The organism is Azospirillum sp. TSH64, from assembly GCF_003116035.1.
Lineage (GTDB): Bacteria > Pseudomonadota > Alphaproteobacteria > Azospirillales > Azospirillaceae > Azospirillum.
In genome coordinates this window covers 4,299,820-4,313,691 of sequence record NZ_LGQW01000015.1, presented here as the reverse complement: position 1 = coordinate 4,313,691, position 13,872 = coordinate 4,299,820, and the positions used below count along the sequence as shown (strand labels likewise).

Here is a 13,872-nt window from a genome sequence, read left to right as displayed (position 1 = left end):
TGCCGCCTCTTTGCGCAATGAGCGGCGATGGGATCGGTGAGTTTCCGCCATTCGGCCGTTGGCACGCGGGATGCAGATGGCGGAACGGTCACAAACGACCGCGCAGATTGTGCACAATTCCGGAGGCGCTTCGATGACGGCAGGTTCGACGGTCGAGCTGGTGAAGCTGCGCAAGGCCTATGGAGCGACCGTGGCGGTGGACGGCATCGATCTCCGGATCGCTGCCGGGTCCTATTGCTGCCTGCTGGGGCCGAGCGGCTGCGGCAAGACATCCACCCTGCGGATGATCGCCGGGCACGAGGACATCACCGACGGCGACCTGCTGATCGGCGATGCGGTGGTCAATGACGACCCCCCGGCCAAGCGCGGCACCGCAATGATGTTCCAGAGCTACGCCCTGTTCCCGCATCTGGACTGCACCGACAACGTCGCCTTCAGCCTGAAGATGAAGGGTGTCGGGAAGGAGGAACGGAGGCGCCGGGCGGGCGAGATGCTCGATCTGGTCGACATGGGCAAATATGCCGGCCGCCTGCCGGCTCAGCTGTCGGGCGGACAGCAGCAGCGCGTGGCGCTGGCCCGCGCGCTGATCACCCGGCCGGGCGTGCTTCTGCTGGACGAGCCGCTGTCGGCGCTCGACCCGTTCCTGCGGGTGCGCATGCGGGAGGAGCTGAAGCGCCTGCACCGCGACATCGGCATCACCTTCATCCACGTCACCCACAGCCAGACCGAGGCGATGGCGCTGGCCGACCTTGCCGTGGTGATGAACCAGGGCCGGATCGAACAGGCCGGGCCGCCGCGCGAACTGTTCAACCAGCCTCGCACCGCCTTCGTCGCCCGCTTCATCGGCGGCCACAACGTCATTGAGGGCGGTGTGGTGGGCGACGCCGGCCGCTGCGCCGTGCGGACCGACCGCATCCAGCTCGGCGGGACCGATATGCTGAGCGAAATCCAGGTGGAGGGCACGGTGCGCGCGCTGGAGTATCATGGCGCCTCGGTGCATCTCAGCCTCGATGTCGCCGGTGCCGACGAGTTCGCCGTCGTGCTGGACGAGGCCCGTTATTTCGATGCGCCGGTCGGCGTGGGCGACCGTGTCCGTGCCGGCTGGAGCCGCCGCGACATCCACCCGCTGGTGGCCTGACCCCTTTTTCAAAAACCGTTCATCAAAAAACAACACGACGAACAGACTGGAGGCTCAGCGATGACCGACACCCGTACTCCTTCGACGTCCGCAACGTTGTCGACCGGCGTCAGCCGCCGCACCCTGCTGAAGGGTACCGCCGCCGTGGCCGGCGCCGCCGTCGGCTCGGGCGCCATCACCGGCTTTCCGACCATCTGGGCGCAGAACATCAAGAACGTGACGCTGCGCCAGTTCGGCACCGGTGTGTCGAACCTGAACGCCGTGGCCGACAAGGTGAAGGAGGATCTGGGCTTCACCCTGCAGATGACCGCGCTGGATTCGGACGCGGTGACGCAGCGCGCGGTGACGCAGCCGAAATCCTACGACATCGCCGACATCGAATACTGGATCGGCAAGAAGGTGTTCCCGGCCGGCGTCATGCAGCCGATGGACGTGAAGAAGATCAAGAACTTCGACAAGATCGTCCCGATCTTCATCACCGGCAAGCTGACCCCTGAAAGCGCCATCGCCCAGGGCACCGCCCCGCACACCGTCGGCTTCGTCGAGGGCAAGGACAGCACCAAGTTCGCCAAGGCGCCGACCGAGTGGATGACGCTGATCCCGACCATCTACAACGCCGACACGCTGGGCATCCGCCCCGATCTGGTCGGCCGGCCGATCTCCAGCTGGAAGGATCTTCTGGACCCGGCCTTCAAGGGCAAGGCGTCGCTGCTTAACATCCCGTCCATCGGCATCATGGACGCCGCCATGGTCTGCGAGGCGATGGGCGAGGTCAAATACGGCGACAAGGGCAACATGACCAAGGAGGAGATCGACAAGACCCTCAAGATCATGACCGACGCCAAGAAGGCCGGCCAGTTCCGCGCCTTCTGGAAGACCTTTGACGAGAGCGTCAACCTGATGTCGTCGGGCGAGGTCATCATCCAGTCGATGTGGTCGCCGGCCGTCGCCGCCGTTCGCTCCAAGGGCATCCAGTGCGTCTACCAGCCGCTGAAGGAGGGCTATCGCGCCTGGGGCGGCGGTCTCGGCATCGCCAAGCATCTGAGCGGGCTGGAGCTGGACGCGGCCTATGAATACATCAACTGGTATCTGTCGGGTTGGGTCGGTGCCTATCTGAACCGCCAGGGTTATTACTCGGCCGTGCTCGACACCGCCAAGCAGCACATGTCGCCGGAGGAATGGGCCTTCTGGATGGAGGGTCAGCCGGCCAAGGCGGACATCCTCAGCCCCGAAGGCAAGGTGATGGAAAAGGCCGGCGCGGTGCGCGACGGCGGCTCGTTCCAGGACCGCATGGGCCGCGTCGCCTGTTGGAACGCGGTGATGGACGAGGACCGCTACATGGTCCGCAAGTGGAACGAGTTCATCGCGGCGTGATGTTTGCTGTTGCCGGCCATCCCCTCTCCTCCCTGGGGAGAGGGTTAGGGTGAGGGGGACGCGCGGCGAGGATCTTCAAGCGTCGCGCACTCTCCTCTCCCTATCAAGCCCTCGCAATGCATCCCCCTCACCCCGACCCTCTCCCCGGGGGGAGAGGGGGATTCTCGTCAACATCCACCAACCCGCAGGACCCCGCCCATGACCCTGACCGCCGAAACGTCCCGACCGTCCGTCACGGCCGCCGCCGGCAGGGTGCGGCGGCGTCGCCTGCTGCCGCGCGTGGCGCCCTATCTCCAGGCGGCGCCGCTGACCGTCATGCTGCTGCTGTTCCTGCTGGTGCCGATCCTGACCATCGTCGTCGTCAGTTTCTGGGATTACGACAGCGTCCGCTTTTACCCGGACTTCGTGCTGACCAACTACACCGAACTGCTGACCTCGCCGGTCACCTGGAAGACCTACCTGAACACGCTGAAATATGCCGCGCTGACCTGGGCGATTACGCTGGGGATCGGCTTCACGGTGGCCTATTTCCTGGCCTTCCATGTGCGCTCCACCACCTGGCAGATGGTCCTGTTCCTAGTCTGCACCATCCCGTTCTGGACCTCCAACATCATCCGCATGATCTCCTGGATCCCGTTCCTGGGACGCAACGGGCTGCTCAATTCCGGCCTGATCTCCGCCGGGATCATCGACCAGCCGCTGGAGTTCCTGCTGTTCTCCGACTTCTCGGTCGTGCTGGCCTTCGTCCACCTCTACGCGCTGTTCATGGTGGTGCCGATCTTCAACTCGATGATGCGCATCGACCGCGCCCTGATCGAGGCGGCGCGCGACGGCGGCGCCAGTGCGGCGCAGACGCTGTGGAACGTCATCCTGCCGCTGACCAAGCCCGGCATCGCCATCGGCTCCATCTTCGTCGTCACGCTGGTGATGGGCGACTTCATCACCGTGCGGCTGATGAGCGGCGGGCAGAGCGCCTCCATCGGGCTGATGATCGCCAACGAGATCTCGCTGCTGCAATACCCGGCTGCCGCCGCCAACGCCGTGGTCCTGCTGGCCGTCGTCCTGATCATGGTGGTGGCGATGCTGCGCATCGTCGATATCCGCAAGGAGCTGTGAGAGATGAACACCTCCCGCCGCGGCCTGTCCTTCTATCTGCTGGGGGCCTTTTTCACGCTGTTCGTGCTGTTCCTCTACGGCCCGACCGCGACCATCCTGATCCTGTCCTTCCAGGGGCCGGAGGGCGGGCTGACCTTCCCGATGAACGGCGTCTCGCTGCACTGGTTCCGCAACCTGTTCGAACAGCAGGCGGTGGGCGATTTCGGCGGGTCCTTCCGCCGCTCCATCGCGCTGGGGCTGATGGTGATGGTGCTGACCGTGCTGTTCTCGGTGCTGGCCGGCTTCGCCTTCCGCCGCCGGTTCCTCGGCAGCGGGGCGATTTTCTATCTCGCCGTCGCCAGCCTGATCGTGCCGTCGATCCTGGTCAGCCTGGGCATCGGCCTGTTCTTCAACATCCTGGGGCTGGAGCCGTCCTGGTACAGCTCGGCGCTGGGCGCGCACCTGACCTGGACGCTGCCCTTTGGGCTGCTGATCGTCTTCGCCATCTTCAACCGCTTCAACCCGGCCTATGAGGAGGCGGCGCGCGACCTCGGCGCCACGCCGTGGCAGACGGTGCGCCATGTGGTGCTGCCGATCCTGCTGCCCAGCCTGATCGGCGTCGGGCTGTTCGGCTTCACCCTGTCCTACGACGAGTTTGCCCGCACGCTGATGACCGCCGGCAGCTTCAACACGCTGCCGCTGGAGATCTACGGCATGACCACCAACGTCACCACGCCGGTGCTCTATGCGCTGGGGTCGCTGACAACGGTCTTCTCCTTCACCGTGATCGGCCTGTTCTTCCTGGGCCTGATCCTGCTGCGCCGCCGTCGCCTGCGCCGAAGCGGCCACTGAGGATTTCCAAGACATGCGCATTCTGGTCGTCAACCCGAACAGCACCGCCTCGATGACCGCGCGGATCGGGGCCGCCGCCCGCACCGTCGTGGCCCCCGGCACCGAGATCCTCGCCACCAACCCGCCGGGCGGTCCGGCCAGCATCGAGGGCTATTACGACGAGGCGTTGGCGGTTCCCGGCATGCTGGCGGAGATCGAGCGTCACCAGCGCGACGGCGTACTTGCCGGCACGGTGATCGCCTGCTTCGACGATGTCGGTCTGGACGCCGCGCGCAGCCTCGCCACCGCGCCGGTGGTCGGCATCTGCGAGGCGGCGATGCAGACCGCCGGGTTGCTGGGCGGCCGGTTCAGCGTGGTGACGACGCTGGCCCGTTCCGTGCCGGCGCTGGAGCGGCTTGCCCAGCGTTACGGCATGGCCGGACGCTGCACCATCCGGGCGGCCGGCGTGCCGGTGCTGGCGCTAGAGGATCCGGCGTCGGGTGCTGTTGAGCGGGTGCGGGCGGAAATCCGCCGGGCGGTGGAGCAGGATGGCGCCGAGACCATCGTGCTGGGCTGTGCCGGCATGGCCGACCTCGCCCGGTCCCTGAGCGAGGAAATGGGCCTGCCGGTGGTGGATGGGGTCACCGCCGCCGTGAAGCTGGTGGAGGGGCTGGCCTCCCTGGGGCTGCGGACAAGCAAGGTCGGCGGCTACGCGCCGCCGTTGCCCAAGGCTCGGTGACCCCTCCGCCGTCTTACAACGGCAGCGGTTCCGGAAAGTCCGGCGTGCCGATGCCGGGCAACCCTGTCTGAGCCGAGAGCGTTCCGCCCGCCAGTCCGCCGCCCAGGATGCGGCGGGCGGCTTCGGCGCATTGGCTGCGCAGTTCCGGCACCGCCGTCATTTCCCAGAAGGGTGCCTTGGCAACCGGCCCGAACGCCAGCAGGCGCGGCGACGGCGTGCCGTCCGCGGCGATCACCGCTCCGCCTTCCGTCACGTCCAGCCCCAGCCGCAGTTCGTCAGGACGGGCGAGGCCGCGGTCGAGCAACGAGCGGACCAGCGGGTGGCGGATGCGGGTGTAGTCGCAGTTGGTGCCGGTGGCGTTGATCAGCGCGCCCGCCGTCAGCCGCCGTTCCGCCCCGCCGCTGCGCTCGGCGACGGTCAGTTCCAGGCCGCGCGCGGTCAGAGCGGCGTCCTTCAGGCGGCCGGGCAGGATACTCAGCTGGCCGCTGTCGCGGGCGGCGGCGATTCGGTCTGCCACCTGCGGGGCCATGCGGTGGCGATGCACCTCCCAGAAGGGACGGGCGTGGCGCAGGAAGCGGCGGCGTTCCTCCATCGGCAGATGCGCCCAGATGCGGTGATGGTGCGGCCGCAGCGCGTCGAAGGCTGACCGCCAGTCATAGCCGGCCGCGGTCGCCCGCCGGGCATCGGCTTTGAGCGCGATCAGTACGTCGAGAACCGTGCTGGGCAGCACGTCGGGATGGAGGAAGGAGGTGTAGGGCCGCGTTTCCTCATGGCGCAGCGGCAGCAGGCCGCGGCGCGACACGGCGGTGACCGGTCCGCGATGCCCCTGGTCGAGCAGCGACAGCACCGTGTCCACCATGGTCAGCCCGGTGCCGAGGATGGCGACGGGAGCGTCCCGGTCGATGGTGCCGATGGCGGCGGCATCCCACGGGTCGCCGATGAAGCGGTCCGATGCGAAGGCCTCGTCCGCGGTCGGGGATGCCAGACAGGGCGGAGAGGGCGGAAAATTTCCGATGCAGAGGGCGGCGGTGTCGGCGCTGACCACCCGGCCGTCGCCGAGCCGCACATGCACTCCCGGCCGGCTTCCCGACGGGGCTTCGGTGCGGACATCCACCGCTTCGGCCCGGATCAGGTTCAGCCGGGCATGGGCGGGCGCCTCGGCCTGGGCCTCCGCCAGGACGTCCTGGATATAGGCGCCGTAGAGCGCGCGGGAGGCGAAGGCATGGCCGCTGGGCGGCATCGGCTCGTCCGGCGTCGGCCCGTCCGCGCGGCTCCACAGCCAGCGCAGGAAATGGCGCGGATCGTCGGGATAGGCGCTCATGTTGTAGGCGCGGACGTTCAGCACATGCGTGCCGTTCGGTGTGGAATAGGCGACACCGGTGCCCGGCCGGTGCCCATATTCGATCAGATGCACCACCAGCGGCGCCTGGGCACCGCGCAGCAGGTGGGCGGCCAGCAGGCTGCCGGTGAAGCCGGCGCCGACGATGGCGATCTGGCGGGGTTGGTGGAAAGCATTGGGCGGGGTGCCGCCAGCGGGAGGGAAGTGAGGCGTTGCAGGCATCGAAGTCCGTCCTTCCGTGAGTCATTCCGGAAAAGGCCGGCCGTTGGCGTCTGTTCCCCGAACCCGTCAGGCTATTGCTGAAAGAGGGGACTCGCGTCGGCCGTGTGTCTGCTCGGTCCGCTTCGTTCTGCCCTGAATATCACAGCGCCGGGGACACGCGCCATCGGCCGAATGGCAAACACTATTCCAAAAGTAGGGATTTGCCGATTTTTTACGCAGTTTCACCAGCATCATCGCTGTCGCCAAGTCCGCGCCGATATGGCACATGCGTTCGGTCACCGCCGCCACCGCGCAGCCGTGCCGCAAGACCGATCAGGAGCACGCCCCTATGTCCAAGCCGTCCGTCCAGTCCGCCCCCCACGCTTCCGCTTGCGACCGGCTGGAAGCGGCGCTTTTCCGGATTGCCGATCCGGCGCGGCAGGGTGCCTTGGTGTTCACCGATCTCTATGCGGAGGAGGCGCGCTCCGCGGCGGCCGCCAGCGACCGCCGGGCGGCGGCGGGACGCTCGCTGGGGCCGCTCGATGGGCGGATCGTTTCGGTGAAGGCGCTGTTCGACGTGGCGGGCGATGCCACGGCGGCCGGCTCCGCCATCCTACGCGGCCGTCCGGCTGCCGGGCGCGATGCCAGGGCGGTGGCCCGGCTGCGCGCCGCGGGGGCGGTCATCGTCGGCCGGACCCACATGACCGAATTCGCCTTTTCCGCGGTCGGCATCAATCCCCATTGCGGCAACCCCGGAAATCCGCAGGACCGCTCGCGGGTGCCGGGCGGCTCCTCGTCCGGGGCGGCGATCTCGGTGGTCGACGGCATGGCCGAGATCGCGCTGGGCAGCGACACCGGCGGGTCGCTGCGCATTCCGGCGGCGCTGTCGGGTGCGGTCGGCTTCAAGCCGTCCGCCGGGCGCCTGCCGTCGGAAGGAGCCTTTCCGCTGTCGCCGACGCTGGATGTGATCGGGCCGCTTGCCGCCACTGTCGCGGATGCGGCACTGCTGGACAGCATCCTTTCCGATGGCGACTTGTCCAATGGCGATTTGGCCCCGCTGTCCCCGCTGCCTCTTGCCGGGCAATCTTTCCTGGTGCCGCGCGGGCGGCTGTTCGACGGGACCGAGCCAGCCGTCGCCGCCGCCTTCGAGGCGGCGCTCGACCGGCTGCGGGCGGCCGGGGCGCAGGTCGTCGACGGATCCATCGAGGCGGAACTCGACGCGCTGGTGGAACTGGACCGCATCGGCGTCTTCACTGCCATCGAACTGGCGGCGACCCTGGCCGATCTCGGCATCACGGCGCTCGACGGCATCGACCCGAAGACCCGCGCGCGGATCGAGGCCGGCGGCAAGGCGCCGGCGGCCGATTACGTCCGCATGCAGAACCGCCGTGCCGCCTTGATCCGCCTGATGGACGAGCGGCTGACCCGCCATCCCGTCCTGCTGCTGCCGACGGTGCCGATGACGGCGCCCGCCATCGCCGAGGTGCTGGACGATGCGGCCTTCCACCGCGTCAATCTGGCGCTGCTGCGAAACACCCGTGTCGCCAACCTGTTCGACCTGCCGGCGATCTCGCTGCCGATCCCCGCTGATGGATTGCCGGTCGGCCTGATGGCGATGGGCCGGCGTGGCAGCGACCGCAGCCTGCTGGGCATCGCCGCCGGGATCGAAGCGGTGCTGCTGAGGTAAACCTGCGCCAAGGGAGCTGTGACCATGATGGCGCCGTGAATTTTCCGCGCAGGAATCACGGCCCCATGCGTATCACCGATGTGGACGTGCGCCATGTCCAAAGAGTAGAAGTGAGTGTTCATAAATAACCGATTCCTGACTCCCAAATGACCGTTCATCGTCACAAGCGGTGTCAAAGAGTGGCGGCAGACAGAATCCGGTTCAATTTGCGGAAAAAGCGCACTTATTGTCTGTCGGCGGTCGGATGACGACTGCAGACGAGAGCCGACGATCATCATGCGTGATGGTCGGATGCCATCCGCTGGCGCCGGGAATATTGGCGCGAGAATGCCGGGTGGCGATCGGCTGAAATGCTTGGAGACTTCCTATGGCTACCAACTTCGCTACTGATACGCCCAAGTCCGTGACGTCCAAGGCCACTGCGCCGACCTCATCCGTCACGACCACCGACAGCGCAGTCGCCGAGTTCCGGGACCACCAGCTTCAGCACCAGCACACCCAGGGCGATGCCGCCACCGACGGCACGAATGGGAACACGACGGCCGACACCACCGTCGGGCACAGCGCTCCGACGCTGTCGGACAGTGCCGTCGCCGAATTGAAGACCGCCTACGTCGCGGTCGAAAAGGCCATCGCCGACGCCAGGAGTGGCAGCATGGCGACGGATACGGCGACCACCGACAGCACGGCAAACGATAGCTCGACGAGCGATGCGTCGGCGACGGACAAGGCCGCCACCGGCAAGACCTCCGACGCCACCACGCATCAGCCGCCGGCCGATCCGCTGGTGAAGGTCCTGGCCGATGCCACCGGCGAAAGCACCGCCACGGTCCAGGGTGTGTTGCAGCAGGTCCGAGCCGTGCTGCACCAGGAACACCTGACCGACGCCACCAGCCACACCGGAACGGCGGAAACGACGTCCGACACCGGTACGTCCACCGAAACGTCCACTGGAACATCGACCGAAACGTCCACCGGGAGCACTTCCTCCACGACGGCGAACGGCGACACCAAAACCGGCACCGGGGACGCGCCGCATTGGCACGACCGTCTGGTCGCACAGCATGACGGCTCGACCGATGCCGGTACCGGTCAGGCCGCTGCCGATGGTGGCAGCGCAATCTGGCAGCATTTTCTGAACCACTATGCGTCCGGCGACAGTGCGGTCACCGGCAACGCCGCCGTGGTGGCGGCTGTCGACGAGTTCGTCGACACCGTCCAGTCTCTGCACCTCGACCCCGGCCATGGTCAGATGAACGGTCAGGTGCATGGGCATGGCGCCGACGGCGTCCATCTCGACACCGCCGCCTGACCGGTCCTGCGCCCTCCCGGCCGATGGGAGGGCGCAAGCCCTTTTCACAATATGCTTTGTCCTCCTTCAGCAGAGTCCTACTGTTTATTGCGATCAAGGAACTGCGGGGGATACCGAGCGATGGACCTGACACCCGGCAATCTGGACAGGATGACCCCGGAACAGGAGCGTCTGTTAGAATCTCAATTGGAGCAGGATGACGGGGCAGAAATGCGTCGTGTGCTTCGCGCCGGCGTGCCGGTCTATTACACAAAGGACGACACGCTGCCGGGGTGCGTGATCAAGGAATATCCGGACGGTCGGACGGAACTGATCGATTTCTCGACAGGCGACGAACGCCTGGTTTCATCGTTCGCAGAATGATCCGGCCACAGATCTGGGTGCTCGCCGGTCCGAACGGTGCCGGCAAGTCGACCATCGCACGCCGGTTCTTCATTGGACGAATTCCTTTCGTCAACGCCGATGACATCGCGCGCGATCTCGATCCGAACGACGTGAACAGCATCTCGGCCCACATGCGGGCCGGCCGCATCGCTTTGGAGCTTCGCGACGGCCACCTGAACCGGAGCGAGACCTTCGCCATGGAAACGACGCTCACGGGCAAGAGCGAGCTGGCGTTGATGCGGCGCGCCCGAGAGGCCGGCTATAAGGTCAACCTCATTTTCGTCGGCATTGGCAACGTCGCGATTTCCGCTGCGCGCGTTCGGACGCGTGTTCTCCTCGGCGGTCATGACGTTCCGAAGGAGGCCATTCTGCGCCGATATGGTCGCAGCATGGCAGCCTTGGCTGACGCTGTTGCGATTGCGCACAGAAGCTGGGTGTTCGACAATTCCGGTGGACAGCGTCGCCTGTTGTTGAACCTCGAAATGGAACGGATAATCAAGCTGTCTCCGGTTCTTCCGGCCTGGGCCACCGAAGCCATTCCACAAGCCTTCAGAACATCTCAGAAGTAAGGTTTCCCTCCGCACCCGCTTAAGATAGGTCGTATTTCCTGATCTTGTCGTGCAGCGTGGTTTTGGCGACCTGCAACTCCTCCGCGGCGCGGGCGAGGCTGTGGTCGGTGCGTCGCAGGGTATCGGCGATCAGGGCGCGCTCGAAGGCCTCCACCGTCTGGGCAAGCGGGCGGTTGGCGGCGGGATGGGCGGTCGCGAAGGGGGGAAAGCCCTGTTCGATTCCCAGAACGCAACGGTCGGCCACATTGTGCAGCTCGCGCACGTTGCCCGGCCAGTCATAGGCCATCAGACGGCGCATGCGCTCGGCATCCGGCGGCGGGACCGGGCGGCCGTGGCGGGCGGCGGCCTGAAGCGTGAACTGCTCGAACAGCAGCGGGATGTCCTCGCGCCGGTCACGCAAGGGCGGCAGCGGCAGATTGGCGACGTTCAGGCGGTAATAGAGGTCGGCGCGGAACTTCCCGCGGTCGGCGAGCTCGCGCAAGTCCACCTTTGTCGCGGCGATCACCCGGCAATCGACGTGGACCGGCGTGTTGGAGCCCAGCCGCTCCAGCGTGCGCTCCTGAAGCACGCGCAGGAACTTGATCTGCACCGGCATCGGCATGCTCTCGATCTCGTCGAGGAACAGGGTGCCGCCGCTGGCATGTTCCACCTTGCCGATGCGCCGTTTGCCGGCTCCGGTGAAGGCGCCGGCTTCGTGGCCGAAGATCTCGCTGTCGATCAGGCTTTCCGGCAGGCCGCCGCAATTGATCGCGACGAAGTTGCCGCCGCGCCGCAGGCTGGCGTCGTGCAGGCAGCGGGCAGCCAGTTCCTTGCCGGAGCCGGTTTCGCCATGGATCAGCACGTCGGCCGCCGAACTGGCGAGGTCGCCGATCAGCCGGCGCACCCGCGTCATCTGCGGCGATCCGCCGACCAGCCGCGCCTCGATGCTGTCGCGGTTCTGCAGGCGGGCGCGCAGGTCGCGCACCTCCAGCGTCAAGCGGCGCTTGTCCAAGGCGCGGCGCACCACCTCGACCAGATAGTCGGGGGAGAAGGGCTTCTCGATGAAGTCATGGGCGCCCATCTTCATCGCCTGCACCGCCATCGCCACGTCGCCATGGCCTGTCATCAGCACCACCGGCAGGTCCGGATCGCTTGCCAGCAGCTCGGCCAGCAGAGCCATCCCATCCATGCCCGGCAGGCGGATGTCGGTGACGACGATGCCGGGAAAGCCCTCGGCCACCAGCCGGCGGGCCTTCTCCGCGCTGTCCACCGCCTCGGTCGGGATATCCTCCAACTCCAACGCCTGCTGGCAGCCGAGGCTGACGTTCGGATCATCCTCGACGATGAGGACCTTCAGGGCGGGGGCGGCAGGGTCGGACATACGAATTCTCCGGCCTGGGCGGCGGCAAAGATTGAGGCCGGGTCGGTGGGAAGGGTGGCGGCGGGAAGGTCGATGGTGAAGACCGCCCCCCCCTCCGGACCGTTCGCCCCGGTCAGGGCGCCGCCGAAGTCACGCACGATCCCGGCCGAAATGGCAAGCCCCAAGCCGAGCCCGCCACTCCCCTCCTTCGTCCCATCCTTGACCGCCTCCTTGGTGGTGAAGAAGGGCTCGAACAGGCGGGGCAGCACCTCGGCGGGCAGGCCGGGGCCGTTGTCGGCGACCTCGATGCGCACCCGGTCGCCCTCCGTCCGGGCGGTCAAGGTCAGTCTGCCGCCCGTCCGGCCGGCCAGCGCATCCAGGCCATTGGCGAGCAGATTGACCAGCACCTGCTCCAGCCTGTTGGGATCGCAGAGTGCCGCGACATCCTCCGGCGCATCGACCTGCACGGCGACACCCGACCGTCGCAGCCGCTGCTCCAGCAGGAACAGCGCATTGTCGATGGGCCGGCGCACCACGATGGGGCGGGGGGCGCCGGAGGATTTGCGGGCGAAGGATTTCAGCTGGCTGGTCAAGGCACCCATGCTGTCCACCAAATGGGCGATGCGCTCCAGGTTGCCCTGGGCGGCCTCCAGATTGCCGCGCTGGAGGAACTTGACCGTGTTGCCCGACAAGGTGCGGAGTGCCGCCAGCGGCTGGTTCAGCTCATGGGCCAGCCCGGCGGAGAGCTGTCCGATCACCGCCAGCTTGCCGGCATGGACCAGCTCGTCCTGGGCGGCGCGCAGGTTGCGGGTGCGCTCCTCCACCTTGCGTTCAAGCTCATGCAGGTGGCGGCGGCGCTGCACCCACATCAGCAGCAGGATGCCGGGGACGGCGCTGCCCATCGCGGCGAGGGCGGCGCGGGTCCAGGCCATGCCGGTCACCTGATCGACCGGCGACAGCACCGTCATCGTCCAGCCGGTGCCTTGCAGGGGGGCCGTCTGGGCCAGGAACCCGCCGGACACCGGGAAGACGGTCTCCTCCAACTGTCTGTCGGCCGGGCGGGAGAGGCGCACCAGTTCGGCGTCGGCGGCGATGCGCTCCTGCCGCATCAGCCCCAGCGGCGACAGCGGGCGGGCGTTGTATTGCAGGGTCTGGTCGAAATGGCGGCGGGTCGGCTCGTCCATCGGCCGCAGGGTGGTGAATTTCCAGGAGGGGACGGAGGCGAGGATGACCACGCCGTTCTCGTCGGCGACCAGCACCGGTGCCTCGACCGTCGACCAGGATTGCTCCAGCTGCTCCAGGCTGACCTTCACCACCGCCACGCCGACGATGGCGCCATCCTCCGTCAGCGGCGAGGACAGGTAGTAGCCGGCCTCCCCCCGCGTGGTGCCGACCCCGAAGAAACGGCCCTGGCGGCCGGCGGCGGCCTCGATGAAATAGGGGCGGTAGGACAGATCCTCGTTGATGAAGCTGTCGGGACGGTTCCAGTTGCTGGCGGCCAGCACCCGGCCCTGGCGGTTCAGCACATAGATCGACAGGGTGCCGGCCCGCTCGTTCAGCCGCTCCAGATAGCGGTTCAGCCCCCAGGCCAGCGGCGCCCGGCCGGTGACGAGGTCGAGGACGTCGCGCTCCAGCCCCAGCGTCGCCGGGAAATAGGCGTATTTGTCGATCTCGCGCTCAAGGCTCTCGGCATAGAGGTCGAGCCGGTGGTGCCCGGTCTCCTGCAACGCGGCGAGGCCCATCCCCTCGCTGATGCGGAAGCCTGCGACTCCGGCAAGCAGGGCCAGGCCGGCAAGTGCCGGCAGGAGAAGGCCGATGGTGCGGAGGCGTCTTGCTACGGGCATGAAAAAGGCGGCCATGAAAA

The 13,872-nt window shown here is 67.2% G+C and carries 12 protein-coding genes; 9 read left to right on the top strand and 3 right to left on the bottom strand.

Going from position 1 to position 13,872, the window contains the following annotated elements; genetic code table 11:
* Positions 1 to 133 precede the first annotated feature (133 nt).
* From TSH64_RS20925 to TSH64_RS20905, 5 genes are all read left to right on the top strand, one after another.
* Positions 134 to 1,138: an ABC transporter ATP-binding protein gene (locus TSH64_RS20925; RefSeq protein WP_109447922.1), complete on the top strand. Its 1,005-nt coding sequence runs from the start codon at positions 134 to 136 to the stop codon at positions 1,136 to 1,138.
* Positions 1,139 to 1,198: 60 nt separating this feature from the next.
* Positions 1,199 to 2,512, top strand: coding sequence for a PotD/PotF family extracellular solute-binding protein (locus TSH64_RS20920; RefSeq protein ID WP_109447920.1), 1,314 nt, complete (start codon positions 1,199 to 1,201; stop codon positions 2,510 to 2,512).
* A 198-nt stretch (positions 2,513 to 2,710) separates the two neighbouring features.
* Positions 2,711 to 3,628, top strand: a complete 918-nt coding sequence (locus TSH64_RS20915) for an ABC transporter permease (RefSeq protein WP_109447918.1) — start codon at positions 2,711 to 2,713, stop codon at positions 3,626 to 3,628.
* 3 nt (positions 3,629 to 3,631) lie between these two features.
* Entirely contained in the window at positions 3,632 to 4,459 is an 828-nt protein-coding gene (locus TSH64_RS20910) for an ABC transporter permease (RefSeq protein ID WP_109447916.1), read from the top strand.
* A 13-nt stretch (positions 4,460 to 4,472) separates the two neighbouring features.
* Positions 4,473 to 5,177: an aspartate/glutamate racemase family protein gene (locus tag TSH64_RS20905; protein ID WP_109447914.1), complete on the top strand. Its 705-nt coding sequence runs from the start codon at positions 4,473 to 4,475 to the stop codon at positions 5,175 to 5,177.
* A 13-nt stretch (positions 5,178 to 5,190) separates the two neighbouring features.
* Here the strand turns inward: TSH64_RS20905 and TSH64_RS20900 are convergent, their stop codons facing one another.
* Entirely contained in the window at positions 5,191 to 6,738 is a 1,548-nt protein-coding gene (locus tag TSH64_RS20900; RefSeq protein WP_247873067.1) for an FAD/NAD(P)-binding protein, read from the bottom strand.
* Positions 6,739 to 7,066: 328 nt separating this feature from the next.
* Here TSH64_RS20900 and TSH64_RS20895 point away from each other — a divergent pair, with 328 nt between their 5' ends.
* The 4 genes from TSH64_RS20895 to TSH64_RS20880 all read left to right on the top strand — a co-directional run bounded on the left by TSH64_RS20895 (position 7,067) and on the right by TSH64_RS20880 (position 10,669).
* Positions 7,067 to 8,404, top strand: coding sequence for an amidase (locus TSH64_RS20895; RefSeq protein ID WP_109452878.1), 1,338 nt, complete (start codon positions 7,067 to 7,069; stop codon positions 8,402 to 8,404).
* Positions 8,405 to 8,771: 367 nt separating this feature from the next.
* Positions 8,772 to 9,716, top strand: a complete 945-nt coding sequence (locus TSH64_RS20890; protein WP_146208055.1) for a hypothetical protein — start codon at positions 8,772 to 8,774, stop codon at positions 9,714 to 9,716.
* 120 nt (positions 9,717 to 9,836) lie between these two features.
* The gene (locus tag TSH64_RS20885; RefSeq protein ID WP_109447910.1) at positions 9,837 to 10,079 is read left to right on the top strand and encodes a hypothetical protein; all 243 of its coding nucleotides are present in this window, start codon (positions 9,837 to 9,839) and stop codon (positions 10,077 to 10,079) included.
* Positions 10,076 to 10,669, top strand: a complete 594-nt coding sequence (locus tag TSH64_RS20880; protein WP_109447908.1) for a zeta toxin family protein — start codon at positions 10,076 to 10,078, stop codon at positions 10,667 to 10,669. Before TSH64_RS20885 ends, TSH64_RS20880 begins: the two co-directional genes overlap by 4 nt.
* Before the next feature lie 19 nt (positions 10,670 to 10,688).
* Here the strand turns inward: TSH64_RS20880 and TSH64_RS20875 are convergent, their stop codons facing one another.
* Together TSH64_RS20875 and TSH64_RS20870 are read right to left on the bottom strand one after the other, a co-directional pair.
* Positions 10,689 to 12,029, bottom strand: coding sequence for a sigma-54 dependent transcriptional regulator (locus TSH64_RS20875; protein ID WP_109447906.1), 1,341 nt, complete (start codon positions 12,027 to 12,029; stop codon positions 10,689 to 10,691).
* Entirely contained in the window at positions 12,002 to 13,852 is a 1,851-nt protein-coding gene (locus TSH64_RS20870) for an ATP-binding protein (RefSeq protein ID WP_109452876.1), read from the bottom strand. The genes TSH64_RS20875 and TSH64_RS20870 overlap by 28 nt, the downstream gene beginning before the upstream one ends.
* Between the last annotated feature and the right edge of the window lie 20 nt (positions 13,853 to 13,872).

Bases quoted from the DNA above. Each gene is read 5' to 3' on its own strand.
- TSH64_RS20910 (WP_109447916.1), top strand. From the start codon at position 3,632: ATGAACACCTCCCGCCGCGGCCTGTCCTTCTATCTGCTGGGGGCCTTT.
- TSH64_RS20870 (WP_109452876.1), bottom strand. From the start codon at position 13,852: ATGCCCGTAGCAAGACGCCTCCGCACCATCGGCCTTCTCCTGCCGGCA.
- TSH64_RS20905 (WP_109447914.1), top strand. From the start codon at position 4,473: ATGCGCATTCTGGTCGTCAACCCGAACAGCACCGCCTCGATGACCGCG.
- TSH64_RS20885 (WP_109447910.1), top strand. From the start codon at position 9,837: ATGGACCTGACACCCGGCAATCTGGACAGGATGACCCCGGAACAGGAG.
- TSH64_RS20925 (WP_109447922.1), top strand. From the start codon at position 134: ATGACGGCAGGTTCGACGGTCGAGCTGGTGAAGCTGCGCAAGGCCTAT.
- TSH64_RS20895 (WP_109452878.1), top strand. From the start codon at position 7,067: ATGTCCAAGCCGTCCGTCCAGTCCGCCCCCCACGCTTCCGCTTGCGAC.
- TSH64_RS20900 (WP_247873067.1), bottom strand. From the start codon at position 6,738: ATGCCTGCAACGCCTCACTTCCCTCCCGCTGGCGGCACCCCGCCCAAT.
- TSH64_RS20915 (WP_109447918.1), top strand. From the start codon at position 2,711: ATGACCCTGACCGCCGAAACGTCCCGACCGTCCGTCACGGCCGCCGCC.
- TSH64_RS20890 (WP_146208055.1), top strand. From the start codon at position 8,772: ATGGCTACCAACTTCGCTACTGATACGCCCAAGTCCGTGACGTCCAAG.
- TSH64_RS20875 (WP_109447906.1), bottom strand. From the start codon at position 12,029: ATGTCCGACCCTGCCGCCCCCGCCCTGAAGGTCCTCATCGTCGAGGAT.
- TSH64_RS20880 (WP_109447908.1), top strand. From the start codon at position 10,076: ATGATCCGGCCACAGATCTGGGTGCTCGCCGGTCCGAACGGTGCCGGC.
- TSH64_RS20920 (WP_109447920.1), top strand. From the start codon at position 1,199: ATGACCGACACCCGTACTCCTTCGACGTCCGCAACGTTGTCGACCGGC.